The sequence below is a fragment of the Collinsella aerofaciens genome, from assembly GCF_040910325.1.
In the GTDB taxonomy this organism is placed as follows: domain Bacteria; phylum Actinomycetota; class Coriobacteriia; order Coriobacteriales; family Coriobacteriaceae; genus Collinsella; species Collinsella aerofaciens_BL.
In genome coordinates this window covers 58,818-78,577 of record NZ_JBDGAV010000011.1, presented here as the reverse complement: position 1 = coordinate 78,577, position 19,760 = coordinate 58,818, and the positions used below count along the sequence as shown (strand labels likewise).

Annotated in this window: 15 protein-coding genes; 14 read left to right on the top strand and 1 reads right to left on the bottom strand. The window is 60.5% G+C overall.

What is annotated here, in order from left to right:
* From AB5Z25_RS06205 to rpsJ, 12 genes are all read left to right on the top strand, one after another.
* Positions 1 to 774: pyridoxal phosphate-dependent aminotransferase (locus tag AB5Z25_RS06205; RefSeq protein WP_368135057.1), on the top strand; the 774-nt coding region annotated here is incomplete at its 5' end.
* Positions 775 to 1,277: 503 nt separating this feature from the next.
* Positions 1,278 to 1,799 (top strand): 50S ribosomal protein L10, encoded by a 522-nt coding sequence (rplJ, locus tag AB5Z25_RS06200; protein WP_117646079.1) that lies wholly within the window; start codon positions 1,278 to 1,280, stop codon positions 1,797 to 1,799.
* Positions 1,800 to 1,901: 102 nt separating this feature from the next.
* A complete protein-coding gene (rplL, locus tag AB5Z25_RS06195) occupies positions 1,902 to 2,279 on the top strand; it encodes a 50S ribosomal protein L7/L12 (protein WP_006235005.1) in 378 nt (125 codons plus the stop codon).
* 314 nt (positions 2,280 to 2,593) lie between these two features.
* Positions 2,594 to 3,502, top strand: coding sequence for a UTP--glucose-1-phosphate uridylyltransferase (locus AB5Z25_RS06190; protein WP_195239356.1), 909 nt, complete (start codon positions 2,594 to 2,596; stop codon positions 3,500 to 3,502).
* A gap of 287 nt (positions 3,503 to 3,789) precedes the next feature.
* Positions 3,790 to 7,281 (top strand): DNA-directed RNA polymerase subunit beta, encoded by a 3,492-nt coding sequence (rpoB, locus tag AB5Z25_RS06185; RefSeq protein ID WP_271738607.1) that lies wholly within the window; start codon positions 3,790 to 3,792, stop codon positions 7,279 to 7,281.
* 6 nt (positions 7,282 to 7,287) lie between these two features.
* Positions 7,288 to 11,766, top strand: coding sequence for a DNA-directed RNA polymerase subunit beta' (locus AB5Z25_RS06180; protein WP_195503394.1), 4,479 nt, complete (start codon positions 7,288 to 7,290; stop codon positions 11,764 to 11,766).
* Between the two features lie 310 nt (positions 11,767 to 12,076).
* Positions 12,077 to 12,595 (top strand): RNA polymerase sigma factor, encoded by a 519-nt coding sequence (locus AB5Z25_RS06175; protein ID WP_368135056.1) that lies wholly within the window; start codon positions 12,077 to 12,079, stop codon positions 12,593 to 12,595.
* On the top strand, positions 12,546 to 13,622 hold the full coding sequence (locus AB5Z25_RS06170) for a DUF4179 domain-containing protein (protein WP_156600537.1): 1,077 nt from the start codon (positions 12,546 to 12,548) through the stop codon (positions 13,620 to 13,622). Before AB5Z25_RS06175 ends, AB5Z25_RS06170 begins: the two co-directional genes overlap by 50 nt.
* A 406-nt stretch (positions 13,623 to 14,028) precedes the next feature.
* On the top strand, positions 14,029 to 14,406 hold the full coding sequence (rpsL, locus tag AB5Z25_RS06165) for a 30S ribosomal protein S12 (protein ID WP_006235012.1): 378 nt from the start codon (positions 14,029 to 14,031) through the stop codon (positions 14,404 to 14,406).
* Positions 14,407 to 14,479: 73 nt separating this feature from the next.
* Positions 14,480 to 14,953 (top strand): 30S ribosomal protein S7, encoded by a 474-nt coding sequence (rpsG, locus tag AB5Z25_RS06160; RefSeq protein ID WP_006235013.1) that lies wholly within the window; start codon positions 14,480 to 14,482, stop codon positions 14,951 to 14,953.
* A gap of 19 nt (positions 14,954 to 14,972) precedes the next feature.
* On the top strand, positions 14,973 to 17,072 hold the full coding sequence (gene fusA, locus AB5Z25_RS06155) for an elongation factor G (protein WP_022094183.1): 2,100 nt from the start codon (positions 14,973 to 14,975) through the stop codon (positions 17,070 to 17,072).
* Positions 17,073 to 17,133: 61 nt separating this feature from the next.
* Positions 17,134 to 17,442: a 30S ribosomal protein S10 gene (gene rpsJ / locus AB5Z25_RS06150; protein ID WP_022094184.1), complete on the top strand. Its 309-nt coding sequence runs from the start codon at positions 17,134 to 17,136 to the stop codon at positions 17,440 to 17,442.
* 116 nt (positions 17,443 to 17,558) lie between these two features.
* On the opposite strand, the gene AB5Z25_RS06145 is transcribed toward rpsJ, so the two are convergent.
* Positions 17,559 to 18,335, bottom strand: a complete 777-nt coding sequence (locus tag AB5Z25_RS06145; protein ID WP_368135055.1) for a biotin--[acetyl-CoA-carboxylase] ligase — start codon at positions 18,333 to 18,335, stop codon at positions 17,559 to 17,561.
* Positions 18,336 to 18,511: 176 nt separating this feature from the next.
* Here AB5Z25_RS06145 and AB5Z25_RS06140 point away from each other — a divergent pair, with 176 nt between their 5' ends.
* Both AB5Z25_RS06140 and AB5Z25_RS06135 read left to right on the top strand, forming a co-directional pair.
* Complete coding sequence (locus AB5Z25_RS06140; protein ID WP_368135054.1) at positions 18,512 to 19,471, top strand: 3-oxoacyl-ACP synthase III family protein; 960 nt, start codon at positions 18,512 to 18,514, stop codon at positions 19,469 to 19,471.
* Between the two features lie 52 nt (positions 19,472 to 19,523).
* Positions 19,524 to 19,760: an acyl carrier protein gene (locus AB5Z25_RS06135; RefSeq protein ID WP_117583074.1), complete on the top strand. Its 237-nt coding sequence runs from the start codon at positions 19,524 to 19,526 to the stop codon at positions 19,758 to 19,760.

Genomic DNA, 19,760 nt, shown 5'->3' with positions numbered 1-19,760 from the left:
GGCCTGTACGAGAGCATCGTCGTGGCCAATCACGCCAAGGCGGTCTTTTTGGATACGGAGCCTGCGCAATTCCAGATTGACGAGGAAGCGCTTCGCGCCCGCGTGACGCCGGCGACCAAGGCCATCGTCATCTGCTCGCCCAACAATCCTACGGGCTGTATCCTCAACGCGGCTTCGCTCGACGCCGTGGCGCACGTGGCGGAGCAGACGGGCATCTACGTGGTCTGCGACGACGTATACAACCGCCTGGTTTATGTGGATGGCTACGAGCGCTTTGCCCAGCGTCACCCGGAGCTTCGCGATCAGACGGTAGTCATCGAGAGCTTCTCCAAGCCCTGGGCCATGACCGGCTGGCGCCTGGGCTGGCTCGCAGCAGCGGCACCCGTCATCGCCGAGATCGCCAAGGCTCACCAATACTTAGTATCGAGCGCCGTCTCCTTCGAGATGGACGCCGCAGCCCGAGCCCTGACCGTCGACCCAACCCCCATGCTCGAAGTCTACCGAGCCCATCGCGAACGCGTACTCGCGGCCTTAGACGCCATGGGCCTCGACGCAGTAGAGCCCGCAGGAGCCTTCTACACTTTCCCGAGCATCAAAAAGTTCGGCCTAACCAGCGAAGACTTCTGCATCAAAGCCATCAAAGAGGCAAGCGTAGCCCTAGTTCCCGGAAACTGCTTCGGAACCGAAGGCCACATCCGCCTAAGCTACTGCGTCTCCGACAAAGATCTGGACGAAGGCCTCCGCCGCCTGTCCACCTTCATTTCAACCTTATAGCCCAACGGGACGCAACACATCAGCCCACCGACCCAAGCATTATGAGTGGGGCGCGTCGCTCAACGGACACGAGGATTCGCAGCAAAGTTACCGCAGCTCCGGTCCGAGGGGCCGGGTTGAGATTTTCGTAGATTCCGCACGAGCCGAAGAGCACTTAATGTGCTCTTCGTGCGAGCCAGGACTTGACCGAGCGAAAATCTCAACCCGGCCCCTCGGACCGGAGCGTATGCAGGGTTTGTGTACGAATCCTCGCGCCCGTTGACCGACGCCGGGGTCCCCGCCATAATACTTTCGGTTCACGCACGAATCCGCTGCCAGAGACAGCCGGCGCAAACGGGCCTTACCCGCGAGCTTAATGGGACTTCCCGCCAGCCGAGGTGGTCGAGTAGATATGTCTTCTCGCCCCCGTCGCTCATGCAGCGCGGGGGCTTTCTTTTTGGACATGCCCCCGTCACGTCCTTGTGGCGGACCGTGCCCGGAAAGAATTCGAGGAGGTGTAATTCATGCCCCAGCAGTACAAAATCGACAAGGTTGCAGAGATCGAGTCCCGTATCGCCGAGAACGCCGGTCTGTTCGTCGTCAACTACAACGGTCTGACGGTTAAGCAGGCTCAGGAGCTGCGTCATCAGCTTCGCGAGTGCGGCGCCGAGATGAAGGTCTACAAGAACAACCTGGTCAAGATCGCTCTCAAGAACCAGGAGCAGCCCGAGCTCGACGAGATCCTCGCCGGCCCCGTCGCTTATGTGTTCTACGAGACCGAGCCGGTCGAGGCCGCTAAGACCCTTAAGGACTTCTCCGCTAAGTCCAAGGGCGTCCTTGAGATCAAGGGCGGTATCTCCGACGGCAAGGCCGTTTCCGCTGATGATGTTAAGGCTATCGCCGAGCTGCCCACCAAGGACCAGCTTCTCGGCCAGATTGCCGGTCTCATCTCCGGTTTCGCTCGCGACATCGCTGTCTGCGTCAACGGCGTTTCCTCTGGTCTCGCTCGTTCGATCCAGCAGGTCTCCGAGCAGAAGGCAGCCTAGTCGCTGTTTTCACCCGCGGCGGCAACGCCGCACCCCTGGCGCATTCGCGCCGTGTTTTAACTGATCTCCGTGCACAGACACGGAAACCGAAAGGACTTAGAAATGGCTAAGCTTACCACCGATGAGATCATCGATGCTCTTAAGGAAATGACCCTTCTCGAGGCTTCCGAGCTCGTTAAGGCTATCGAGGACACCTTCGGCGTTTCCGCCGCTGCTCCTGCCGCCGTTGTCGCCGCTCCCGCTGCTGGCGCTGCTGAGGCCGAGGAGAAGACCGAGTTTGACGTCGTGCTCGAGGGCTTCGGCGACAACAAGATCCAGGTCATCAAGGCCGTCCGTGAGCTCACCAACCTTGGCCTGAAGGAGGCCAAGGAGGTCGTCGAGGGCGCTCCCAAGGCTGTTCTCGAGGGTGCCAAGAAGGAGGACGCCGAGGCTGCCAAGGAGAAGCTCGAGGCTGCTGGCGCTGCTGTCACCCTCAAGTAATCAGGCTTTCTCGCCAGATTTCTTTGCAGACGGGGTTCGCATTGCGAGCCCCGTCTTTTTTGTTTTTCGGTCCCTCGACATCGGTAGCTCAAACTGCCATGTTCTGTGATTTGCGTCGTATCGGGCACCCTGCCGTTGGGCAATAAAATTGCACCATTCGAGCAATAATTTGCGTTGACCTGCTGAAGAATTGTCTCTGCCTTGTAGCGACATATAGTTCCAGCGGTAAGATGCTTAGGTATCGCAATTTGGTCTGCGGCTGTGTGCCGCACGCATGGGGCGCTTTTGCGCCTGCGAAAGGATCTTTGAATAACATGAAGGCAATCATCCCCGCCGCCGGTCTTGGCACGCGTTTTCTGCCTGGCACTAAGTGCACGCCCAAAGAGATGCTGCCGGTGCTCGACAAGCCCGTCATTCAGTATGTCGTTGAGGAGGCGCTCGACCCCGAGGAGGTCGACGATGCCATCATCGTTACTTCTCCCGGCAAGCCCGAGCTGCTGAACTACTTCCAGCCCGATCGCTCGCTCGAGAACCTGCTGCGCGAGCGCGGCAAGAACGCCTATGCCGATGCCGTCGCCCACGCTGGCGGTATGCCGGTCGACTTCCGTTATCAGTACGAGCCCAAGGGCCTCGGCCATGCTATCCGCTCTGCTGCCGACGCCGTGGCAGGGGAGAACTTCCTGGTTCTTCTGGGCGACTACGTTGTGCCTAACCGCGACATCTGCGACAAGATGCTCGCCGTTTCCAAGGAGCACGGTGGCGCTTCGGTTATCGCCGTCGCTGCTTGCTCGCCCGAGGAAGTCAGCCGCTACGGCGTTATCGCCGGCGAGCGCGTCGGTTCGCTCGAGGGCGCCGAGGACGTTGCCGATGCAGAGCCGGGCGCTGTCTGGCGTATCGGCGGTCTGGTCGAGAAGCCCGCTCCCGAGGCTGCTCCGTCCAACCTGTACATCGTCGGCCGCTATCTGCTGAGCCCGCTGGTCATGGACCTGCTGGCAGATCAGCAGGCCGGCAAGGGCGGCGAGATCCAGCTCACCGACGCCATGGCCCGTTCGCTCGACCGCGAGGCCATGTATGCCGTCGTCATCGACCCGCTGTCGGGCTACGACACCGGCACTCCCTCTGGCTGGATGGCCACCAACGCCCTCATGGCTGCAAGCGATCCCCGCTTTGCCGGCGCCTTCTGGGACGCCATCGACGAGCGTGGCGGATTGATGCGCAAGTAAGCCTTCGGACATCGACATTTACGGGCGCGGACCTCGGTTCGCGCCCGTTTTTTATAAGAGCTGCGATTTCCGGCTCTCTGTTCACAGAAAATATATGAACATATGTTCGATACACATACATCTACCTGCGTGTTTTCTGTCGAAAAACTTTGCTACTCCAAAAACTCAATCGCGTCAAGGCTTTTCTTGCCCAACGGTCGCTACCTGATAAACTATTAGGTTGCGATAACTGGCGAAGCTATGCCTCGCCAACCCACCGAGCATTTCCGTGAAGGAGGAAAAACCTGGTGACCTACGCATACACTGCCACTGAGCGCAAGCGCGTCAGCTTCGGGAAAATCCCGGAGGCCATGGAGCTCCCCAACCTTATCTCTGTTCAAAGGGAATCCTTTGAGCGTTTTAAGGACGAGGGCCTTCGTGAGGCGTTCAAGGAATCCAGCCCCATCCAGAGCCAGAACCATGTTCTCGAGGTTACCTTCGGCGAGCATCAGTTCGGCGACCCCGCGCACACCGTCGAGGAGTGCCGCGAGAAGGACATGACCTATCAGGCCCCGCTTCTGACCGACGTCCGTCTCACCAACAAGGAGACCGGCGAGATCAAGGAGCAGCTCGTCTTTATGGGCGACTTCCCCATGATGACCGATCAGGGCACCTTCATCATCAACGGTACCGAGCGTATCGTCGTCTCGCAGCTCGTCCGTTCCCCGGGTGTGTACTACAGCTCCGAGATGGATTCGGGCAAGCAGATCTACAAGGCCCAGATCATCCCGTCCCGCGGTGCCTGGCTCGAGTTTGAGGTCGACAAGCGCGACCAGCTCATGGTCTCCATCGACCGTAAGCGCAAGCAGAGCGCCACGATGTTCCTGCGCGCCCTTGGCATCGCCGTCACCAACGATGACATCATCGAGCTGCTCGGCAACTCCGATGTGATCAAGCGCACCCTGGAGCGCGACACCGCCCTCACTCGCGAGGACGCCCTCATCGAGATCTACCGTCGTCTGCGCCCGGGCGAGCCTCCCACCGTGGACGCTTCCCGCAGCCTGCTCGAGGGCCTGCTCTTCAACCCGCAGCGCTACGATCTGGCCCGCGTCGGTCGTTACAAGGTCAACAAGAAGCTCAACCTCACCACCGAGGAAGAGGTCACGGTGCTCACCGACGAGGATATCGTCGCGACGCTGCGCTACCTGCTGTCCCTCGCTGCCGGCGAGCAGGGCTTCAAGGTCGATGACATCGACCACTTTGGCAACCGCCGCATCCGCACCGTCGGCGAGCTCGTCGCCAACCAGTTCCGTATCGGCATGAGCCGTATGGAGCGCGTCGTCCGTGAGCGCATGAGCTCCCAGGACATCGACGAGATCACCCCGCAGTCGCTCATCAACATCCGCCCGATCGTGGCCTCCATCAAGGAGTTCTTCGGTTCCTCGCAGCTCTCGCAGTTCATGGACCAGGCGAACCCCCTGACCGGTCTGACCCACAAGCGCCGCCTGTCCGCACTCGGCCCTGGCGGTCTTGCCGGCCACAAGTCCGGCTCCAGCCGCCGCACCAACGTGCCGACGGCCGTCCGCGACGTTCACAACTCGCACTACAGCCGCATGTGCCCGATCGAGACCCCCGAAGGCCCCAACATCGGCCTGATCGGCTCGCTCGCCCTCTACGCCCGCGTCAACGAGTACGGCTTCATCGAGGCTCCGTTCCGTCGCGTCGAGAACGGCGTTGCCACCGACCAGATCGACTGGATGACCGCTGACGAGGAAGAGAAGCACGTCATCGCGCCGGCTAACACGCCGCTCGATCCCAAGACCAACGAGTTCATCACGACCGATGCCGAGGGCAAGCTTGTCCGCCCGCACACCGTGATCGCCCGTACCCGCGACTTCGACGGCTCCTTCGGCGCTCCCGCCGACGTGCCCGTCGAGGACGTCGACTACATGGACGTCTCGCCGCGTCAGATGCTCTCCGTCGCAGCCACGCTGATCCCGTTCCTCGAGCACGACGACGCCAAGCGTACGCTGATGGGCGCCAACATGCAGCGTCAGGCCGTGCCGCTGGTTCACCCTGCCGCTCCCTATGTCGGTACCGGCATGGAGCGTCGCGCCGCCCTGGACTCCGGCGAGGTCACCCTGGCCAAGAACGCCGGCGAGGTCATTTTTGCCGACGCCGCCAAGATCATCGTCAAGCATGCCGGCGGCATGGACGAGTATCACCTGGCCAAGTACCAGCGCTCCAACCAGTCCACCTGCATCAACCACCGTCCGCTCGTGCGCGTCGGTGACACCGTTGAGCAGGGCGAGCCCCTGGCTGACGGTCCTTCGACCGATCATGGCGAGCTCGCACTGGGTCAGAACCTCACCGTGGCATACATGCCGTGGGAAGGCTTCAACTACGAGGACGGCATCGTCGTGTCCGAGCGCCTGGTGGCCGAGGACCTGCTGACGACCATCAACATCACCCGTCACGAGATCGACGCCCGCGACACCAAGCTCGGCCCCGAGGAGATCACCCGCGAGATCCCGAACCTCTCCGAGGACATGCTTGCCAACCTCGACGAGGACGGCATCATCCGCATCGGCGCCGAGGTCGGCCCTGGCGACATCCTGGTCGGCAAGGTCACGCCTAAGGGCGAGAGCGCTCTGACCGCCGAGGAGCGCCTGCTGCGCGCCATCTTCGGTGCCAAGGCTCACGATGTCCGCGACACCTCCCTTAAGATGCCTCACGGCGCTTACGGTCGCGTCATCGACGTCGTCCGCTTTAGCCGCGAGAACGGCGACGACCTGGCCCCCGGCGTCAACGAGCAGGTGCGCGTCTACGTCGCCCAGCGTCGTAAGATCCAGCAGGGCGATAAGATCGCCGGCCGCCACGGCAACAAGGGTGTTATTTGTAACGTTCTGCCGGTCGAGGACATGCCCTACATGGCTGACGGTACCCCGATCGACGTTATCCTCAACCCGCTGGGCGTTCCTTCGCGTATGAACGTCGGCCAGCTGCTCGAGTGCCACCTTGGCTGGGCTGCTGCCTGCGGTTGGGATACCGAGCAGGCCGACTCCGACAAGTACGTCCCCGGTCCGTTCTTCACCGCCACGCCCGTCTTCGACGGCGCCAAGGAGGACGAGATCGCCGAGGTCATCCGTCGTGCCAACAAGAACATGCTCAACAAGGCCACCGCTGCCTTTGGCGATCACATGCGCCCCGAGTTCGTCACCCAGCTTGACGAGCGCGGCAAGACCCGTCTGTTCGACGGCCGCACCGGCGAGGAGTTCCGCGAGCCCATTACCGTGGGTACGTCCTACATCCTCAAGCTCGGCCACATGGTCGACGACAAGATCCACGCCCGTTCGACCGGCCCTTACAGCCTGGTTACCCAGCAGCCTCTGGGCGGCAAGGCTCAGTTCGGCGGCCAGCGCTTCGGCGAGATGGAAGTTTGGGCACTGTACGCTTACGGTGCTTCCAACGTCCTGCAGGAGATCCTGACCGTCAAGTCCGACGATACCGTGGGCCGCGTCAAGACCTACGAGTCCATCGTCAAGGGCGAGAACGTTCCTGTCCCGGGTATCCCCGAGTCCTTCAAGGTTCTCGTCAAGGAGATTCGCTCCCTCGCACTGGACATCGAGCCCATGCACGATGCCGACGAGGACGCCTCCGCACCTGTGACCGCCGAGGAGACCTCTGCTCTCGACGACCTGGCTGCGCTCGCCGGCGTTGACGCCGACGTCGAGGCCCAGGATGCCGAGACCGCCGAGGCACCCGAGGCTGTCGCCGCCACGACCACTGATAAGGAGTAGTTGACTGTGGCAGATTTCGAAGCTACTGATTTTGACTCGGTAAAGATCTCCCTTGCCTCCGCCGACCAGATCCGTTCCTGGTCGCACGGTGAGGTCAAGAAGCCGGAGACCATCAATTACCGTACCCTCAAGCCCGAGAAGGACGGCCTGTTCTGCGAGAAGATCTTCGGTCCCGCCAAGGACTGGGAGTGCTCCTGCGGCAAGTACAAGGGCATCCGCTTTAAGGGCATCGTCTGCGAGCGCTGCGGCGTCGAGGTCACCTCGGCCAAGGTGCGTCGCGACCGCATGGGCCACATCGAGCTCGCCGCTCCCGTGTCCCACATCTGGTACTTCAAGAGCCCCACGAGCTTCCCGATGAGCCGTATGCTCGACATCAAGTCCAAGGACCTCGAGAAGGTTCTGTACTTTGCCAGCTACATCATCACCGAGGTCGACTACGAGGCTCGCGAGGCCGACGCTGACGACCTGCGCGAGGAGCTCGCCGCCGATCTGGAAGAGATCGATGCCGAGTGCGCCCGCCAGATCGAGTCCCTCAAGGAGCAGGGCAACCCCGAGAACTTCGACGAGTTCTCCGACGAGGAGCCGCTGACCCCCGAGGAGATCGCCTCCGGCATCGTCGACATCGAGGAAGAGTGCAAGGACGAGAAGCAGCTCCGTACGGACGCCTTCAACGCCTTCATGAAGCTCACCGAGCGCGACCTCATTTCCGATGAGCCGCTGTTCCGCGAGATGACCCGTTACTACTCCATGTACTTCAAGGGTGGTATGGGTGCCGAGGCCGTTCGCGACCTGCTCGCTGCCATCGACCTCCCCTCCGAGGCCGAGAAGCTCAAGGCCATCATCGCCGACGAGGACTCCCAGAAGCAGAAGCGCGAGAAGGCCGTCAAGCGCCTTGAGGTCGTTGACGCCTTCCTGAAGGGCGGCAACAGCCCCGCGAACATGATCCTGGACGTCATCCCGGTCATTCCGCCCGATCTGCGCCCGATGGTCCAGCTCGACGGCGGCCGCTTCGCCGCGTCCGACCTCAACGACCTGTATCGTCGCGTGATCAACCGTAACAACCGACTCAAGCGCCTGCTCGACCTGGACGCCCCTGCGATCATCGTGAACAACGAGAAGCGCATGCTCCAGGAGTCCGTGGACGCCCTGTTCGACAACGGCCGTCGTGGTCGCCCGGTCTCTGGCCGTGGCGGTCGCCCGCTCAAGTCGCTCGCCGAGGCCCTCAAGGGCAAGCAGGGTCGTTTCCGTCAGAACCTGCTGGGTAAGCGTGTCGACTACTCCGGCCGTTCGGTAATCGTTACCGACCCCAAGCTGCTGCTGCACCAGTGCGGTCTGCCCAAGACCATGGCGCTGGAGCTCTTCAAGCCCTTCGTCATGAAGCGCCTGGTCGAGCTTGGCAAGGTCGAGAACATCAAGGGCGCCAAGCGCGCTATCGACCGCGGTGCCACCTTTGTGTGGGACATCCTCGAAGAGGTCATCGACGGCCGCGTCGTGCTGCTCAACCGTGCACCGACCCTGCACCGTCTGTCCATCCAGGCCTTTGAGCCGGTGCTGGTCGAGGGCAAGGCTATCCACCTGCATCCGCTGGTCTGCTCGCCCTTCAACGCCGACTTCGACGGCGACCAGATGTCTGTCCACGTGCCGCTGTCCAGCCAGGCTCAGGCCGAGGCCCGCGTGCTCATGCTCTCTGCGAACAACCTGCGCTCGCCGGCATCCGGCAAGCCGGTCAACATCCCTTCGCAGGACATGATCATCGGTGTGTACTACCTCACCCAGGTTCGCGAGGGTCTGCCGGGCGAGAACCACGTGTTCTCGAGCTTCGACGACGCGCTGCACGCCTATGACTGCCGCTCCGAGGTCGACATGCAGGCCAAGATCCAAGTCCGCGTGTCCGCTGCCGATGCCAACGTCATCAACGAGGACGGCACCCGTATCTTCCGCGTCAAGAACGGCAAGAACGAGTTTGTCGACTACGACGTCACCGGCAACAAGACCGCGCGCTTCGAGACCTCTATCGGCCGCATCATCTTCAACCGCCAGTGCCTGCCCGAAGACTATGAGTTCATGAACTACAAGATGGTCAAGGGCGATGTGGCCAAGCTGGTTGCCGACTGCTGCGATCGTTACCCCGAGGCCAAGGTCGGCCCGATCCTCGACGCCATCAAGTACTCCGGCTTCCACTACGCTACCCGCGCCGGCCTTACCATCTCGGTGTGGGACGCTCTCATCCCTGCCGAGAAGCAGGAGCTGCTCGATCGCGCCCAGGCCAACGTCGACCAGATCAACGAGTACTTCGAGGAGGGCTTCATCAACGAGACGGAGCGCCACATCGAAGTCGTTAACGAGTGGACCGCTTGTACCGACAAGGTTGCAGCGCTCATGCTCGACATGTTCGACGAGGAGAACCCGCTGTACATGATGGCCGACTCCGGCGCCCGTGGTTCTAAGACCCAGCTGCGTCAGCTCGGCGGCATGCGTGGCCTGATGGCAGACATGTCCGGCGAGACGATCGACCTTCCCATTAAGGCGAACTTCCGCGAGGGCCTGCTGCCGCTCGAGTACTTCATTTCGACCTACGGCGCCCGTAAGGGCCTGGTCGATACCGCATCCCACACCTCGGACTCTGGTTACCTGACCCGTCGTCTGGTCGACGTGGCCCAGGACGTCATTGTCCGCGAGGAGGACTGCGGTACGCACGAGGGCGTCACCTACAACCTCATCATCCCCGGCACCACCGACCTCAACACCGACCTCGTCGGCCGTTGCTTCATCGAGGACGTCGTGGCTCCCGATGGCACCGTGCTCTTTGAGCAGGACGGCTACATCGAGAAGGTCGCCGACATCCAGAAGATGGTCGATGCTGGCCTTAAGAAGGTCAAGCTCCGCGCGCTGCTCACCTGCCGCTCCAAGTACGGCGTGTGCCAGAAGTGCTACGGCTGGGATCTTTCCACCCGTCGCCCGGTCGCTATCGGTACTGCCGTCGGCATTATTGCTGCCCAGTCCATCGGCGAGCCCGGTACGCAGCTTACGATGCGTACCATTCACTCCGGCGGCGTCGCTGGCGTCGACGATATTACGCAGGGTCTGCCTACGGTCAGCCGTATGTTCGATATCGTCGGCAACGTCAACGAGAAGATTCTGGGTCGCGAGGCCGAGCTGGCTCCGTACTCCGGTCACCTCTCGATTAAGCCCGAGAAGTCCGAGTACGTGCTGACGCTCACCGACTCCGAGGATCACACCCGTGTCCTCGACGAGCGTCGCGTCCCCGCTTCGGTGCGCTTTATGCCCGAGATCGAGGACGGCTGCGAGGTTCGCGCCGGCGACCAGATCACCAAGGGCTTCGTCAACTTCCGCAACCTGCGCAAGCTGACCGACATCGAGTCGACGATGCACACCTTCGTCGAGAGCGTCAAGGACGTCTACACCAGTCAGGGCGTTGACCTGAACGACAAGCACATCGAGGTGCTCGCACGTCAGATGCTGCGTCGCGTTCAGATCACCAACCCCGGCGACTCCAAGTACCTGCTCGGTCAGTACGTCGACCGCTACGAGTTCGCCGACGAGGTCGAGCGCGTTGCCCGTCTGGGCGGTCAGGCTCCCGTGGCCGAGCCCGTCATCCTGGGTACGCTCAAGGTCGCGTCCAACATCGACTCCTGGCTGTCGAGCGCTTCGTTCATCCGTACCGCCGGCGTCCTTACCGAGGCTGCCATCGAGGGCAAGGTCGACCACCTGCTCGACCTTAAGTCCAACGTCATCGTCGGTAAGAAGATCCCGGCTGGTACCGGCCTCAAGCCGTACGCCAACGCCAAGCTGACGTATCGCACGGCCGACGGCTACGTGGACATCGACGGCCCGGCTTCGCCCAACGCCAAGTCGCTGCCCGAGTGGGCTCCTGTGGAGCTCAAGGACCTGGACGAGCAGCTCCCGCAGCAGCTCGACTGGGCCGGCTACGACGAGTTCGGTGGTGCTGACGGTTCGTTCACCCGCAACGGCCACACCATCTCCGCCGAGAAGGCTCGCCTGTACCTGTTCGACGACCTGGGCGTGTCGCAGCGCTGGACCAACAAGTTCAGCGAGGTCGGCATCGAGACGGTCGGCGACCTGGTCGGCAAGTCCGAGGAGGATCTGCTGCGCATTGATGGTATCGGTGCCAAGGCGATCGAGGAGCTCCGTGACGGCCTGGAGGCCCACGACCTGCTCTACATCCTCGAGAACAACGACGACGTTGCCGACGAGGAAGACCTCTCGCAGCTGCTGCAGATGGTCTTTAGCCCCGACGGTCCGGACGACATCCTGCTGGGCACCTCCGCCGCGCCGACGCATCACGCCGACGCCGACGAGGAGCTCCTGGGCGCCCCGATCGACGACAAGAAGGCTCCCGCCAACGGTGCCATCAACGAGGACATGGCTTCCCTCGACGAGCTGCTCAACCAGCTCGTGGACACCGACGACGCCGAAGAGGCCAAGGACAACGACGAGGAGTAATTAGTTCCGCCGTTCTAACGAACGGCGGCGACCTCCGTCGCTGCGCGGCTCCCAGAGCTACAATCTGTCATTCAAAAGGCAGGGCATGACCAAAAGGTCAATGCCCTGCCTTTTTCATGCCACCTTGTACGCTCTGGGGGCCGCTCGCTTGCGTATGCTCAACCTGTTGCGTTCCGTTGATCCCTTGCCAATAAGGGACAGAGTCATTTTGATAGGTTATTCCTGCTTGAATTTGAAACATTCCGTTCGGTCAAAGCGTATCTATGGTGAGGGCCTCATCGAGAACCATTAACGTCACCGGGAGGTGATTATGGAAGAACAAGCATTTAGACAGGCGGTCGAGGATCACCGTGATGTCGTGTTTCGAATCGCATTGACGTACCTGCGCGATCGTGCCGACGCCGACGATGTTGCCCAGGATGTCTTTCTTAAGCTGCTTAAAAGCGATGGACATTTTGAAAGTTGGGAACATCTTCGTCGATGGCTTATCCGGGTCACGATCAATGAATGCAAATCGCTCTTTCGAAAGCCATGGAGGCGTGTGGAGGATATTGAGAACCTGGCCGATTCGCTTTCGGCGGCGCAGGATGAGACCAAGGCGGTCCTGTCAGACGTTATGCGACTTCCGGAGCGATTCCGCGTTCCCATCGTGCTCTATTACTATCTGGGCTTTTCGACCTCAGAGATTGCCGAGTTGTTGCATGTACCAGCCGCGACCGTTCGAACGCGTTTGGCTCGCGGCAGGTCGAAGCTCAAGTTCATCCTAGAGGAGGACGACCGTGAAATCCAATCAAATCAAGCAGGCCTTCGAGTCCATCCAAGCCGATAGCAATCTTGCAGATCGCGTCCTTAATACTGCTGCGGGTGAGCCGCTTCATCGAAAGGGCCACGCGAAGCCTCTCTATGTTGCCGTAATCGGGTGTCTTGTCGGAGTGTTGGCGACCGGAGGGGTCGCCTACGCAGTTATCAATTCCAGCTATTTTGCCTCAGCTTGGGGAAACCACGGCAACGGGGATTCCATTACCTGGACCAACGGCGGCTCATCGGGAACTAAATATACCTACACCAGAGAGTTTGGCGATGGCATCGCGCCCCAAAGCCTGGAAGGCGCAGTCCAGGAGGTTAATCTGTCCGTCGAGGGCAACGGCTATACGCTTGATATCCATGAGATGGCAATCGACCAAAACGGCTGCGGAGCCGTGACGTTTACGTTGTCCAATCCAAATGGAGTTAACTACTACAAGCCAGCAGCAGAGATTGGCGAACTTGTTCTCTATGGTGAAGAAGAGCAGGGCATCGGCACGCCCGATATGAAGTTCGGCGAGGAATGGCCTGACACACGCAGCACAATTGATAAGGACACATCAAGCGATACTGTCATTAATGGCACGATGTACTTTGCCGCTATGGATCGCGAGCGAGATTTGCAACATGCTGTCACCTGGAATATCCATTGGACCGAGGGTGAAGGTGAGAGTGCGAGGCGGTTTGAGGCGTCGACACCCGAGTTCAATATTGGAGCGTACGTCGATACAAAGGAACTCCGCTCCGGTGACTCGCCTCTTGAGATTAGCCCGTTTTCCATCCAGACGCACATCGATGATTTGGGCTATGAAGCAGTTGATAATAAGCTGACCGTCAGCTACAAGGATGGATCGGAGCAGATTATCGAAGATGACGACGCAGGGCTGTTCAACTTATATTTTTCTTATGGGCGCAATAGCGGAGAGAACATCTGGGTGCCAACGAAGTTGATTGATGTCGATCAAGTTGTCTCGGTAACCCTTGAAATTGTGAGGTATACATCAACAGGGGAGACCGAAACGAAAGAGCCCTTTACCATCGTATATTCGTAAGATTTGGGGTCGCTTCCTACTAGGGGAAGCGGCCTCTTTTGCGTTAAATGGAAACGCCGCCGATTTCCATGCGACAGATGAGAGCAGATTACCGCTGGAGCGCGACGTTTCCCCAGATAAAACCGACCAAAATAAACCTGTCCCTATTTGGAAGGGAACGTTGCCCCGACAAGCACGTCGGATTCCCGGACCGGGCGGCCGCCCCCGCGCACAGAAGGGGATTCCTTTTGTGTAGGCTTTGCGGAAATATACTCATTTTGGGATACGCCCGGCGGCGTGGTCTGTTGACGGCACAGCTAACGCCACGTATCCTATCGAACTGCGTGTTTCGTAGGGGGATGCTGACCCCTCGATTCAAGCCGTTGCACTTTACAGAAAGCTGGAATCATTCGAGAAGGAGTACGCTTTGCCTACTATTAACCAGCTGGTTCGCCAGGGCCGTCGTTCCGTGCCCAAGAAGTCCAAGAACGCTGCTCTGCAGCACAACTCCCAGAAGCGCGGCGTGTGCACCCGTGTCTTCACCACGAGCCCCAAGAAGCCGAACTCGGCTCTTCGTAAGGTTGCCCGTGTTCGCCTTGTCAACGGCATCGAAGTTACTGCCTACATCCCGGGTGAGGGCCACAACCTGCAGGAGCACTCCATCGTGCTCGTCCGCGGCGGTCGTGTCCGTGACCTCCCTGGTGTCCGTTATCACGTCATCCGTGGCGCCTACGACGCTGCTCCGGTCCAGAACCGTATGCAGGCCCGTTCCAAGTACGGTGCTAAGCGCCCCAAGGCCAAATAAGCCAGATAACGTTTTGATACTTTCGCCGTGTGCCGCCTAAGCGCCGCACGGTAGACACTTAAGGAGATTTCACATGCCGCGTCGTGCAGCAGCTAATCGTCGTGAGGTTCAGCCTGACGCCGTTTACAACAACCGCCTGGTGACTCAGCTCATCAACAAGGTCCTTCTTGACGGCAAGAAGGCCACCGCTGAGCGCATCGTTTACACCGCTTTCGAGATCGTTGCCGAGAAGTCCGAGGGTGGCGACGCTCTCGCTACCTTCAAGAAGGCTATGGACAACGTCAAGCCCACGCTCGAGGTTAAGCCCAAGCGTGTCGGTGGCGCTACCTATCAGGTCCCGATGGAGGTCAACTCCCGTCGTTCCACCGCTCTGGGCATCCGCTGGATCGTCAACTTCTCCCGCGCTCGCAAGGAGAAGACCATGGCCGAGCGTCTCGCCAACGAGATCCTCGACGCTTCCAACGGCCTGGGCGCTTCCGTCAAGAAGCGTGAGGACGTCTTCAAGATGGCCGAGGCCAACCGCGCGTTCTCTCACTATCGTTGGTAAGTTAAGGTAAGGAACTAACATGGCTAAGCCTAAGTACAAGCTTTCCGATACCCGTAACATCGGCATCATGGCTCACATCGATGCCGGTAAGACCACCACGACCGAGCGTATTCTTTACTACACCGGCAAGACCCACAAGATCGGTGAGGTCCATGAGGGCGCTGCCACCATGGACTGGATGGTTCAGGAGCAGGAGCGCGGCGTAACCATTACCTCCGCTGCTACCACCTGCTTCTGGAACAAGGACGGTAAGGACTACCGCATCCAGATCATCGACACCCCGGGCCACGTTGACTTCACCGCCGAGGTGGAGCGCTGCCTGCGCGTCCTCGATGGCGCTGTCGCCGTCTTCGACGCCGTTGCCGGCGTTCAGCCCCAGTCTGAGACCGTTTGGCGTCAGGCTTCCACCTTCAACGTCCCCCGCATCGCCTTCATCAATAAGTATGACCGCGTGGGCGCTGACTTCTTCAACGCTATCGAGACCATGAAGGATCGTCTCGACGCTAACGCCGTGGCCGCTCAGGTCCCGATGGGCGCCGAGGACAACTTCTGGGGCGTCATCGACCTGGTCACCATGACTGCATGGGACTTCAAGGCCGACGAGAAGGGTATGACCTACCCCGAGCCGATGGACGAGATCCCGGCTGAGTTCGCCGACATCGCTGCCACCAAGCGCGAGGAGCTCCTCGACGCTGCTGCCAGCTTTGACGACGAGCTCATGGAGAAGATCCTCATGGAGGAGGACTTCACCGTCGAGGAGCTCAAGGCGGCTCTGCGTAAGGGCGTTCTGGCCAACGAGCTCAACCTCGTCTTCGTGGGCTCCGCCTACAAGAACAAGGGCGTTCAGGAGCTGCTCGACGCTGTCGTCGACTACCTGCCCAGCCCGCTCGACGTTGAGGCTGTCACCGGTACCGATCCGGACACCGGCGAGGAGATCCAGCGTCATCCTTCCTTCGACGAGCCCTTCTCCGGCCTGGTCTTCAAGATCATGACCGACCCGTTCGTCGGTAAGCTCACCTATGTCCGCGTTTACTCCGGCCGTGCCGAGTCCGGCTCCTACGTGGTCAACGCTTCCAACGGTCAGCGCGAGCGCCTCGGCCGCATCCTCGAGATGAACGCCGCCGAGCGTATCGACCGTGACGACGCTGCCGCCGGCGACATCGTTGCTTGCGTCGGCTTCAAGAACTCCACCACCGGTGACACCCTGTGCGCCGAGGGCAAGGAGATCGTCCTCGAGAAGATCGAGTTCGCTAAGCCCGTTATCGACGTTGCCATCGAGCCCAAGACCAAGGCCGAGCAGGACAAGATGTCCCTTGCTCTGACCAAGCTCGCCGAGGAGGACCCGACCTTCCAGGTGTCCACCAACCACGAGACCGGCCAGACCATCATCGCCGGCATGGGCGAGCTGCACCTCGAGATCATCGTCGACCGTCTGCTCCGTGAGTTCAAGGTTGACGCTAACGTTGGTAAGCCCCAGGTTGCCTACCGCGAGACCGCTGGTCACGACGTCGAGAAGGCTGAGGGCAAGTTCGTCCGTCAGTCCGGCGGTCGCGGTCAGTACGGCCACGCCGTCATCAAGCTCGAGAAGATGGAGGAGGGCTTCGGCTACGAGTTCGTCAACGCTATCGTCGGCGGCGTCGTGCCCAAGGAGTACATCCCGTCCATCGACAAGGGCATCCAGGAGGCCCTGAACACCGGTGTTATCGCCGGCTTCCCGGTCCTCGACGTCAAGGTCACCCTGTTCGACGGTTCTTACCACGAGGTCGACTCCTCCGAGGCCGCCTTCAAGATCGCCGGTTCCATGGCTATCAAGGACGCCCTCAAGAAGTCCGATCCGCAGCTGCTCGAGCCGATCATGGCTGTCGAGGTCGAGACCCCCGAGCAGTACATGGGCGACGTTATGGGCAACCTCTCCGGTCGCCGCGGCAAGATCGAGGGCATGGAGGATCGCAAGAACAGTAAGCTCATCCGTGCCAAGGTGCCGCTGGGCGAGATGTTCGGTTACGCTACCGACCTTCGCTCCCAGACCCAGGGCCGTGCATCCTACACGATGCAGTTCGACTCTTATGAGCCTGCGCCCAAGTCCATCGTGGACGAGGTCATGAGCAAGAACGCCTAAGTTCGAGCTCCCTGTTACGTAATCCTGCGAGAACATCTCTCGCACTCTTTGGAGGTTTAAGTTGGCTACCCAGAAGATCCGCATTCGCCTCAAGGGCTATGATCACGAGGTCGTCGATCAGTCCGCGAAGCTCATCGTCGAGACCGCTCAGAAGACCGGCGCTCGCGTTTCCGGTCCTGTCCCCCTGCCCACCGAGCGCAACCTGTACACGGTTATCCGCTCGCCGCACGTGAACAAGGACTCCCGTGAGCAGTTCGAGATGCGCACCCACAAGCGCCTCATCGACATCCTCGACCCCACCTCGGGCACCGTTGATTCGCTCATGCGTCTCGACCTCCCCGCTGGCGTCGACATCGACATCAAGCTCTAAGCGATATCGCTCATAGCTTAAAGGGCCCCGCTGCCGTTACGGTAGCGGGGCCCTTTTGTTTTGAGTTTAGATTTTGGGATAGCGAATTCGTCTGCCGAGCCGACGGCTGCGGCGCCCTATTCGCTCAGGGGGCGCAAGGATGCTTCTTCGAAGTGGAAGACGCACAAGCCGCTCTCGGTCTCAATGCATGCGCGGCCGCAATCGTCGACCGTTCTAAATATGCCTCGTGCCAGCTCGTCTCCAGCGGGGGAGCGGGCGATAACGTGCTCCCCGATCCAATTGAGGTGAGCGACATATTCGCCGTGGACGGGCGCGAGCGGACCGGCGTCTTCGTCCTTGGCGTTGAGGCGCTCTGCCCAGGCATCTACAGCGTCTATAACTGCGTGATAGACCTCATCGAGGAGCATGTCGACGGCGGGAACGCTCTCGTTGAGGTCCGAGAGGCCAATTGCCGCCAGGCCGCCATCGGGCACCTCTTGGGGCGTGTAGTTTACGTTGACACCAATGCCGCAGACGGCGAAAGGTTTGCCTTCGTTATCGCGTGCGGCCTCGACCAGAATGCCGCCGAGTTTGCGTCCTCGCGCGACCAGGTCGTTGGGCCATTTGAGGCCAATCTCGTTTGCAAGACCCTGCTTTTCGAGTGCTTCGAGCACCGCTAGGCCGCTGACGGCGGCAAGACCAGAGTACTTTGCGGGATTAACGCATGGACGCAGGACAATCGAAAGCAATAGGTTGCCGGCGGTTGAATCCCACTTGTGGCCGCGCCGGCCGCGTCCTGCCGTTTGCGCGCGGGCGGCAAGTCCTGTGCCGTGCGGCGCACCCTGTTTTCCTGCCTCGAGCAGGTCATCGTTGGTCGATCCGGTTACGTCGACAATCGTTAATTGGGCATCCATAGCGGCTGCTACCTCCTTATTGAATAAGTGAATGACGCAATGGTGTCGAGAGATAGACACAATGTGAAGCCTTTGTCGCATTTGGACAATTTAATGTTAACACGTCAACAAAGACTGAAATGCGCTATCCTCTCTTGGTCGATGTAAACACGTCAACAACTCAAAGGAGGTTAGTGATGGGTTTCACGATTCTTGGAACAGGCTCGGCGCTTCCTGCGCGCAGCGTTTCCAATGACGAGCTGTCCGAGTTCCTCGATACCTCGGATGAGTGGATTTTTACCCGCACCGGTATCAAGAGCCGCCACGTCTGCACCACTGAGTCACTCGACGACCTTGCCGTAGCGGCGAGCGAGCGGGCACTCCAGGTATCCGGAATCGACGCGAGCCAGCTGGATCTGATCGTCTGCTCGACGACGACGGGTGACCACCTTGTTCCCGCTGAGGCGTGTGCCGTTGCTGAGCGCCTGGGTGCCACATGTCCTGCCTTCGACGTTTCGGCGGCTTGTGCCGGCTTCGTTTTTGCGCTCGATGTCGCCGAGGGCTATATCGCCCGCGGTCGCGCCAGGCACGTGCTGGTCGTTGCCGCCGAGCAGATGACGCGCGCGCTCGATTGGACCGACCGTGCCACGTGCGTGCTCTTTGGCGATGGCGCGGGTGCTGCGGTCATAGAGGCTGGGGGAGAGAATCCCCTTGCTGTTGAGCTTTCGACGTCGCCTGACGTCGAAACACTGCGCGTCCCCGGTCTGGTCGGCACCTCGCCGTTTAAGGCCTCCGCAGAAAGCGAGAGTGTGCTGTCCATGAATGGCCGCCGCGTGTTCAAGTTCGGCGTCAACGCCATCTGCGACACGGTCCATATGCTTGCGAGCGATGCGGGCATTTCGGTCGAAGACATCGATCATTTTGTATTCCATCAGGCTAACGAACGAATCCTGAGTCAGGCGGTCAAGCGCCTCGGCGTGCCAGACGAGCGCGTGGTTCGAACGCTGCGCGAGACCGGCAACATTTCGAGCGCATGCATTCCGCTTGCCCTCGACCGGCTGGCAAACGCCGGTGCACTTCACACAGGCGACACTATCGCCCTCGTTGGATTTGGCGCCGGCCTGGATATAGGTGGCTATCTACTTCGCTGGAAGTAGTCGCACATAGGAAATAAAAACGCCCCTAGGGCACAAACAAAGGAGAACTACCATGGCAGATCAGAAGACCTTCGAGCGCGTTTGCGACGTTATCCGCGAGACCGCTGGCCTTGACGACGTCGAGATGAAGCCCGAGTCCACGCTCGAGGAGATTGGCCTCGACAGTCTGGGCACCGTCGAGATCCTCGTCGCCGTCGAGGACGAGTTTGGCATCCAGCTCGATACCGAGGAGAACCCCAAGACGGTCGGCGAGTTCGTCGATACGGTCGAGGCGGCATTGGAGAAGTAG

Coding starts and splice junctions, on each gene's coding strand:
- rplJ (WP_117646079.1), top strand. CDS start 1,278: ATGCCCCAGCAGTACAAAATCGACAAGGTTGCAGAGATCGAGTCCCGT.
- rplL (WP_006235005.1), top strand. CDS start 1,902: ATGGCTAAGCTTACCACCGATGAGATCATCGATGCTCTTAAGGAAATG.
- AB5Z25_RS06190 (WP_195239356.1), top strand. CDS start 2,594: ATGAAGGCAATCATCCCCGCCGCCGGTCTTGGCACGCGTTTTCTGCCT.
- AB5Z25_RS06175 (WP_368135056.1), top strand. CDS start 12,077: ATGGAAGAACAAGCATTTAGACAGGCGGTCGAGGATCACCGTGATGTC.
- rpsG (WP_006235013.1), top strand. CDS start 14,480: ATGCCGCGTCGTGCAGCAGCTAATCGTCGTGAGGTTCAGCCTGACGCC.
- fusA (WP_022094183.1), top strand. CDS start 14,973: ATGGCTAAGCCTAAGTACAAGCTTTCCGATACCCGTAACATCGGCATC.
- AB5Z25_RS06145 (WP_368135055.1), bottom strand. CDS start 18,335: ATGGATGCCCAATTAACGATTGTCGACGTAACCGGATCGACCAACGAT.
- AB5Z25_RS06140 (WP_368135054.1), top strand. CDS start 18,512: ATGGGTTTCACGATTCTTGGAACAGGCTCGGCGCTTCCTGCGCGCAGC.
- AB5Z25_RS06135 (WP_117583074.1), top strand. CDS start 19,524: ATGGCAGATCAGAAGACCTTCGAGCGCGTTTGCGACGTTATCCGCGAG.